A 6,760-nucleotide genomic window follows, 5' to 3' on the forward strand; every position below is an offset into this window, starting at 1 on the left:
TTATAGACTTCTTGACCGGCGATAGCTCCATCTCCAACTGCCGTTGTCACTTGGCGAAGATCCTTCAAGCGAACATCTCCAACCGCAAAGATACCGTCAACTGCAGTTTTCATGTGGTTATCTGTCACAATCCAACCATCCTGATCTTGGATATTCAATTCTTTAACAAAATCACTAAGAGGGTCCAAGCCAACATAGATAAAGACGCCACCGAAGGCTTGTTCTGTCACTTGACCTGTTTTCACATTTTCAAATACGACAGATTCTACTCGGTTTTCACCCTTGATTTCCTTCACTACAGAATCCCAGATAAAGCTGATTTTCTCATTCGCAAAGACGCGGTCTTGTAACACTTTTTGGGCACGAAGTTGATCACGACGGTGAACAATGGTAACAGTCTTTGCAAAACGAGTCAAGAAGAGGGCTTCTTCAACAGCTGAATCTCCACCACCAACTACCAACAAATCTTGGTCACGGAAGAAAGCACCATCACACACAGCACAGTAAGAAACACCACGACTGTTCAGTTCTTCTTCTCCAGGTACTCCCAAAGGACGGTGTTTAGATCCAGTCGCTACGATGACTGTACGAGTTTCATATGTTTGGTCATCAGTCATCACTTTCTTAAAATCACCATGGTCTTCGACATTTTCAACATAACCATAAATGTGCTCAACACCAAGATTTTCAAGCGGTTCAAACATCTTTTCTGCCAATTCTGGCCCACTAATATTAGCGTATCCTGGGTAATTTTCAATATCAGATGTATTATTCATCTGACCACCTGGCAGACCGCCTTCAATCAAGGCTACTTTCAAATTGCTTCGAGCAGCATACAAGGCCGCAGTCATCCCTGCAGGTCCAGCACCGATAATAATAGTATCGTACATATAGTTTCCTTCTTTCTTGTTGTAACTATCTTCATTCTAACTCTTTCTTGTCAATCATGCAAGGATTATGCCTTGAAAACAAGAATTAAACTCATAACCGCAAAGGATAATACTGGAACAACCAAGACACCAATCATAATCATATCATAGAGATGGGCTTGGCGAGCCTTGGCTGTCTTATCAACTCCCGACATGGCTCTCAGTCCAATCCAAATCCCTAAAAAAATCAGGACGAGGATGGTGGTCAAGATCAAACTCTCGAAATATAAAGAAAATAGTTGCAGTAGCATGATTTCTCTCATTTCTATCTTTTTTAAAGAGTAAACTCAGCTAGTCCATCTAACTGAGTTTTCCTTTATCTATTATATCAAATATAAGTTCGTTTGTAACTAGCGAAGAATTCTTTTGTTCGTTCTTCTTTAGGATGGTGGATAATCTCATCCGGTGTTCCAGACTCAATGATTTTCCCCTTATCTAGGAAGAGAATCTTATCAGCCACTTGGGCTACAAAGGACATATCATGACTAACCAAAATCATGGTTTGACCTGACTTAGCAGCATCTGCAATAGATTTTTCTACTTCACCAACCAATTCTGGGTCAAGGGCTGAAGTTGGTTCGTCTAAGAGCAAGACATCTGGTTTCATAGCAAGTGCACGCGCTAGGGCAACCCGTTGTTTTTGTCCACCTGATAAATGTCGAGGGTAATGGTTTTCACGATCAGAAAGCCCAACCTTAGCTAACTCTTCCTTGGCAATCTTAGTCGCTTCTTGATCAGATAATTTCTTGACAACAACCAAGCCTTCTTTTACATTATCAAGTGCTGTGCGGCGTTCAAACAAATTAAACTGCTGAAAAACCATAGACAACTTACGACGAAGGGCAAGAATTTCTTCTTGAGTGATTTTAGAAAAATCAACTGAGAAATCATCAATCTGAATAGAGCCACTATCAGGTGTTTCAAGATAATTGAGACTGCGAAGGAAGGTTGATTTTCCAGCTCCTGAAGAACCAATCAAGGCTACAACTTCCCCTTTTTGGATATCCAAGTTCAGATGATCCAAGACAGTCTGTCCTGAAAAGGATTTGCTTAAATTCGAAATCTTAATCATTAACGAAGGTCTCCTTTCACATCTGTTTGCACTGTATCGGGTGCAGAAATAGCCATTTTTCTCTCGATGAAACGACCGAGACTTTCAATTCCGATATTGACTACCCAATAAACAAGGGCTACAGAGATGAATCGCTCAAAGTAACGATAATCGGCACCACCCAAAATCTGAGCTTGGGCAAAGACTTCCACAACACCCGCACTAAAGGCTAGGGAAGTTCCCTTGGTCAAGCCGATGAGGGAATTGATTAAGGTTGGAGTTGCCACAACTGCTGCATTTGGAATAATCACTCGTCGATAAACTTGTGCTCGGGTCATCCCCAGACTGCGTGCCGCTTCAATCTCACCAGGGTTGACTGAGAGAATGGCTGCACGGATGGTTTCACTAGCATAAGCTGCCTCATTAAAAGCAAAGGCGACAATCGCAAAAGCTGCAGCTGGAATAGCATTGATATTGAAACCAGTCCCCCATTGCTGATTGAGAGCTTTCAAAGCCAAAGGGATCCCGTAATAGGTCAACATGAGTTGCACCAAAATCGGTGTCCCTTTTAAGAAACTAACAAAGAAGGCCTGCAAGGGATATAAAATCTTGACACGATTGATCTTCACAATGGCAAAAAGAAGCGCCAAAACTAAGCCAAAAAGGGCACCACCAATTGTCAACATAATCGTTGTTGGAAGTTGTTGGACAATTCTCGGGATTCCATCAAAGACTGAACGCAGGCTAAAAAGCTTGCCATCTGGAATCAATTGCATCAAGTTTTGGTACCAATCTGATGCTAAAATCGTTGTAACATTCATAAAAACATCCTCTCCTGATAATGATTCATTCTACCATACTTCTGCCGTCAATGAAATTATTTGCTACGGTCAGATACAGACTTTGTCTACCTACTAGTTTATCATACTTTGAAACAGGGAGGTTATATATTTTATCTATCAAAGAGATAGATAAAAACTATTTCAGTCCCAATTCTTCGTAAGATTTTCGATAACCGATTTGCTTAACAGTTCCATTCTCCACTAAAATCGGACGTTTTAATAACATACCGTCGCTTGCGAGCAACTCAGCTGCTTCTTGGTTTGACAGACTTCCTACCTTATCTTTCAGCCCTAATTCACGGTATTTGATTCCACTAGTATTGAAAAATTGCTTCAATTCAAATCCTGAGGTTTCTATCCAGTTTAAAATCATTTCTTGGCTTGGTGTTTCTTCGACAATGTGAACAGCTTTGTAGTCCACACCGAGTTGGTTTAATTCTTGTTTTGCTTTTTTACAAGTTGAACATTTTGGGTATTCGATAAATTCTAACATGTCTTTCACTTTCTATTTTATTCTTTAAAATCTGCTCCTTCATGCTCCAAGAGCCAGAATTTCTTTTCCACCCCTGCGGCATAACCAGTCAGACGCTTGTCTGCTCCCAACACACGATGACAAGGCACAAGGATGGACCAAGGATTTCGTCCTACAGCTCCACCAATTGCTTGAGCAGAAGCCACTTGCAGGTCTTGAGCTATTTGTCCATAGGTCACTGTCTGACCATAAGGAATTCCCTGTAAATAGGACCAAACTCGCTTTTCAAAATCCGTTCCGATTGGAGCCAAGGGCAAGTTGGATAAATCCTGAGGCTTGCCTTTAAAGTAAGCATCTAAGCAATCAATAACGGAGTCTAAAATAGGATGACTAACAACTGCTTCTATCGTTTCATCTCCTATCCCCCTCTCAAAATGCTTCTGCTCCTGTACCCAAATTCCATACAAATACTGGTCATCAGCTACAAGAGAAAGGCAACCAATAGGCGAAGAGTAGAGCATTTTTGCGTACTTCTTTTGCATTATTCCTTCAATTTTTGATAGGCCAAGCGTTCGCCATCAACTGGAACCTTACCAACCTGTTTAAATCCGAGTTTTTCAAAAATATGTTGCATAGCTTTGTTTTCTGCATGCGTATCTGAACGAAAATCAAGATAATCAAAACCTTCAATCAAGCCCTCTAAGAAGGTTTGAGCAACTCCTTGTCCCTGCACATCTGCTGCCACAGCAATACGGTGAAAGACTAGGTACTCTGACTCCCCAGCTTGCCAGTTGCCTTCATAAATGGCTTCATAGGCTGCCTCTGGACTCTTGGTCACAGCAGCATAGGCTAGCAGTTCTCCCTCTTCCAAGGCTACATAGGCTTGACCTGAGATAATATCCTCAATAACAATATCAGCATTTGGATAACCATTTTGCCACTGGTCACTACCAGCATCCGCTAAACATTTTTTAGCATCCTCCATCACTTGCATGATGGCATCTACTTCATTTGGAAAAGCTAAACGAATCTCCATCTTTTCTCCTCATTTCTGACTAGTTTCTCCCATCATAGCATAATTTAAGCCTTTTCACAAGCAGTTAAAACTTGACTTTTTGTTTTTGTTATTTTATAATCTAGTTATTAAAACTAGATAAAAAGGAGTCGGAAATGAAAACTACCTTTTCCTACCCAAAATGGGCAGAAATTCCAAACATTGACCTCTATCTGGACCAGGTTTTGCTCTATGTCAATCAGGTCTGCGCCCCTATCTCTCCTGATAAAGATAAGGGCCTAACAGCATCTATGGTCAACAATTATGTCAAACATGGTTACCTGACAAAGCCTGACAAGAAAAAATACCAACGCCAACAGATTGCCCGTTTGATTGCTATCACAACCCTCAAATCTGTATTTTCGATTCAAGAAATCGCCCAGACACTGAATACTCTACAAAGTCAAGCAAGTTCAGACCAACTCTACGATGCTTTTGTGGACTACATGAACCAAGGAATTGACCCAGCTAACCCCATTATCCAAAGTAGCTGCCAAACCGTTAAACTCTATCATCAAACTCTAGCCTTAATCCATCGTACTCAAGAGGAGGAAATCTAATGAATACAAGCCTAAAGCTCAGCAAACAACTCAGTTTTGGAGAGGAAATTGCTAATAGCGTGACCCATGCCGTAGGTGCAGTCATCATGCTCATCTTACTACCTATTTCATCCACCTATAGTTATGAGGCACACGGATTTTTATCATCTATCGGCGTTTCTATTTTCGTTATTAGTCTCTTTCTCATGTTTCTATCATCCACCATTTACCACTCTATGGCCTATGGTTCGACCCACAAATATGTCTTGCGAATCATCGACCATTCTATGATTTATGTTGCCATTGCTGGCTCATACACGCCCGTCGTCTTGACCTTAATGAATAACTGGTTTGGCTATCTAATTATTGCCATCCAATGGGGAACGACCATCTTTGGTATTCTCTATAAAATCTTTGCTAAAAAAGTCAATGAGAAATTTAGCCTTGCTCTTTACCTGATTATGGGCTGGTTGGTTCTAGCTATCATTCCTGCTATTATCAGTCAAACGACGCCCATTTTCTGGAGTCTCATGGTAACTGGCGGACTCTGTTATACAGTTGGAGCTGGATTTTACGCCAAGAAAAAACCTTATTTCCACATGATTTGGCATCTCTTTATCCTAGCAGCATCTGCCCTCCAATACATTGCCATTGTTTATTACATGTAAAAAAAGACAAGGTTTTTTATCCTTGCCTTTTAGTTTTAGTATCGCTTTGGTTTCAATGTCAATAAGTGTGTTCTTTTTGAATCAGTAACTATTCCAATTTATCTATCTTGAAATAAATAAAATCCCTTTGTAATACTATAAAAAATAACTAACAAAGAAATAACTATAAGACTCGGTTGCCAGAAACCTGATATATCTACTAAACTACGGCCTAAAAATTGGCCAATAAGGCTAACTAAAATTAAAATAATTAAATTGAAAATTACTGACACTAATAAAATTAACACCGAATGTATTATTGCCTCGCCTATACGTATTTTAAAAAATTGTAATCTTAACACTCCCAGTGTCTTTAACTGTTTAATGTCCTCAATATCTTTATTAGAAGATAAAATTGTAAGAGAAATAGAACTAGTAATAATCAGAATAATTGGAGCAGACAGATAAGCAATAAAGGAAGCTCTTGCTTCGTTTACTCCGTTTGCTGTATTCATGAATGAATACATATTTTGGGTGTAAAGAATAAACCCAGAAATGAGAGTTACTCCCATGCTCATTGAAGTTTGTATACTTTTCAAATAACTAGGATTGGATAGTAGATTCCAAAAGCCTGTATTGATTACATAATTTTCAGTTGGAAATATCCTCATTAAAAATTTTATTAGAAACATTTGAATTGATGGAGATAGTGATTGAATAATAAGAATGTGAATAATTAATAAAAATAATATTATGCTTGACTGTTTTTCAATTATTTCTTTGTTTCTGATAAAACCTGCTGAAACAATAGAACCTATACATATTAACCATAGGAATAAACGAACAGAGATGTTAACAAATCCAGTTACTGTGACTTTTCTTTTTTCTTTTTTGGTTTTAATATTGATGATATTTTAAGTATACGACTTGAATAAAAGTAAGCCCCTATCCCGACAATTGTTGGGACTATGAAAACACTCAATAAAATTGATTGAATGTTGGCTGTAATAACTAAATCAGGTAACTCATCTCTTCCTAATAAATTTTGTAAAAATTTGTAGTAACTATCTGCCATGATAAATGAAAGTATTGTACCAATACTACTAACAATCACTGCCATTAAATAAAACTGTCCAGATACTAATAAAGATAGCTGAGTTCTGCTTGCGCCTAAGATAGCCCATAATTGGTAATCCTTTTTAAAGATATCTATTAGCAGTCTTATA

Annotated in this window: 9 protein-coding genes and 1 pseudogene; 2 read left to right on the plus strand and 8 right to left on the minus strand. The window is 38.8% G+C overall.

Features of this window, described 5'->3' with window-relative positions; translation table 11 throughout:
* From trxB to SMIDD28_RS00695, 7 genes are all read right to left on the minus strand, one after another.
* On the minus strand, nt 1–890 hold an 890-nt coding region (gene trxB / locus SMIDD28_RS00665; protein WP_061423948.1), incomplete at its 3' end, for a thioredoxin-disulfide reductase.
* 65 nt (nt 891–955) lie between these two features.
* A complete protein-coding gene (locus tag SMIDD28_RS00670; RefSeq protein ID WP_000926599.1) occupies nt 956–1,180 on the minus strand; it encodes a DUF4059 family protein in 225 nt (74 codons plus the stop codon).
* Nucleotides 1,181–1,257: 77 nt separating this feature from the next.
* A complete protein-coding gene (locus SMIDD28_RS00675; RefSeq protein ID WP_000590982.1) occupies nt 1,258–2,001 on the minus strand; it encodes an amino acid ABC transporter ATP-binding protein in 744 nt (247 codons plus the stop codon).
* On the minus strand, nt 2,001–2,801 hold the full coding sequence (locus SMIDD28_RS00680) for an amino acid ABC transporter permease (RefSeq protein ID WP_020901891.1): 801 nt from the start codon (nt 2,799–2,801) through the stop codon (nt 2,001–2,003). Before SMIDD28_RS00680 ends, SMIDD28_RS00675 begins: the two co-directional genes overlap by 1 nt.
* Nucleotides 2,802–2,958: 157 nt before the next feature.
* Nucleotides 2,959–3,315 (minus strand): arsenate reductase family protein, encoded by a 357-nt coding sequence (locus SMIDD28_RS00685; RefSeq protein WP_033689010.1) that lies wholly within the window; start codon nt 3,313–3,315, stop codon nt 2,959–2,961.
* A 17-nt stretch (nt 3,316–3,332) separates the two neighbouring features.
* The gene (locus SMIDD28_RS00690) at nt 3,333–3,836 is read right to left on the minus strand and encodes a methylated-DNA--[protein]-cysteine S-methyltransferase (protein ID WP_061423950.1); all 504 of its coding nucleotides are present in this window, start codon (nt 3,834–3,836) and stop codon (nt 3,333–3,335) included.
* Complete coding sequence (locus SMIDD28_RS00695; RefSeq protein ID WP_061423952.1) at nt 3,836–4,330, minus strand: GNAT family N-acetyltransferase; 495 nt, start codon at nt 4,328–4,330, stop codon at nt 3,836–3,838. The genes SMIDD28_RS00690 and SMIDD28_RS00695 overlap by 1 nt, the downstream gene beginning before the upstream one ends.
* Before the next feature lie 134 nt (nt 4,331–4,464).
* On the opposite strand from SMIDD28_RS00695, the gene SMIDD28_RS00700 reads away from it, so the two are divergent.
* Together SMIDD28_RS00700 and trhA are read left to right on the plus strand one after the other, a co-directional pair.
* A complete protein-coding gene (locus SMIDD28_RS00700) occupies nt 4,465–4,908 on the plus strand; it encodes a DUF1836 domain-containing protein (protein ID WP_061423954.1) in 444 nt (147 codons plus the stop codon).
* The gene (gene trhA, locus SMIDD28_RS00705) at nt 4,908–5,555 is read left to right on the plus strand and encodes a PAQR family membrane homeostasis protein TrhA (RefSeq protein ID WP_001097996.1); all 648 of its coding nucleotides are present in this window, start codon (nt 4,908–4,910) and stop codon (nt 5,553–5,555) included. Before SMIDD28_RS00700 ends, trhA begins: the two co-directional genes overlap by 1 nt.
* Before the next feature lie 98 nt (nt 5,556–5,653).
* Here the strand turns inward: trhA and SMIDD28_RS11955 are convergent.
* Nucleotides 5,654–6,760 (minus strand): annotated as a pseudogene (locus tag SMIDD28_RS11955) (beta-carotene 15,15'-monooxygenase); the annotation flags it as partial.

Origin of the sequence: Streptococcus mitis, assembly GCF_001579045.1 — a bacterium.
GTDB classification, from domain to species: domain Bacteria; phylum Bacillota; class Bacilli; order Lactobacillales; family Streptococcaceae; genus Streptococcus; species Streptococcus mitis_D.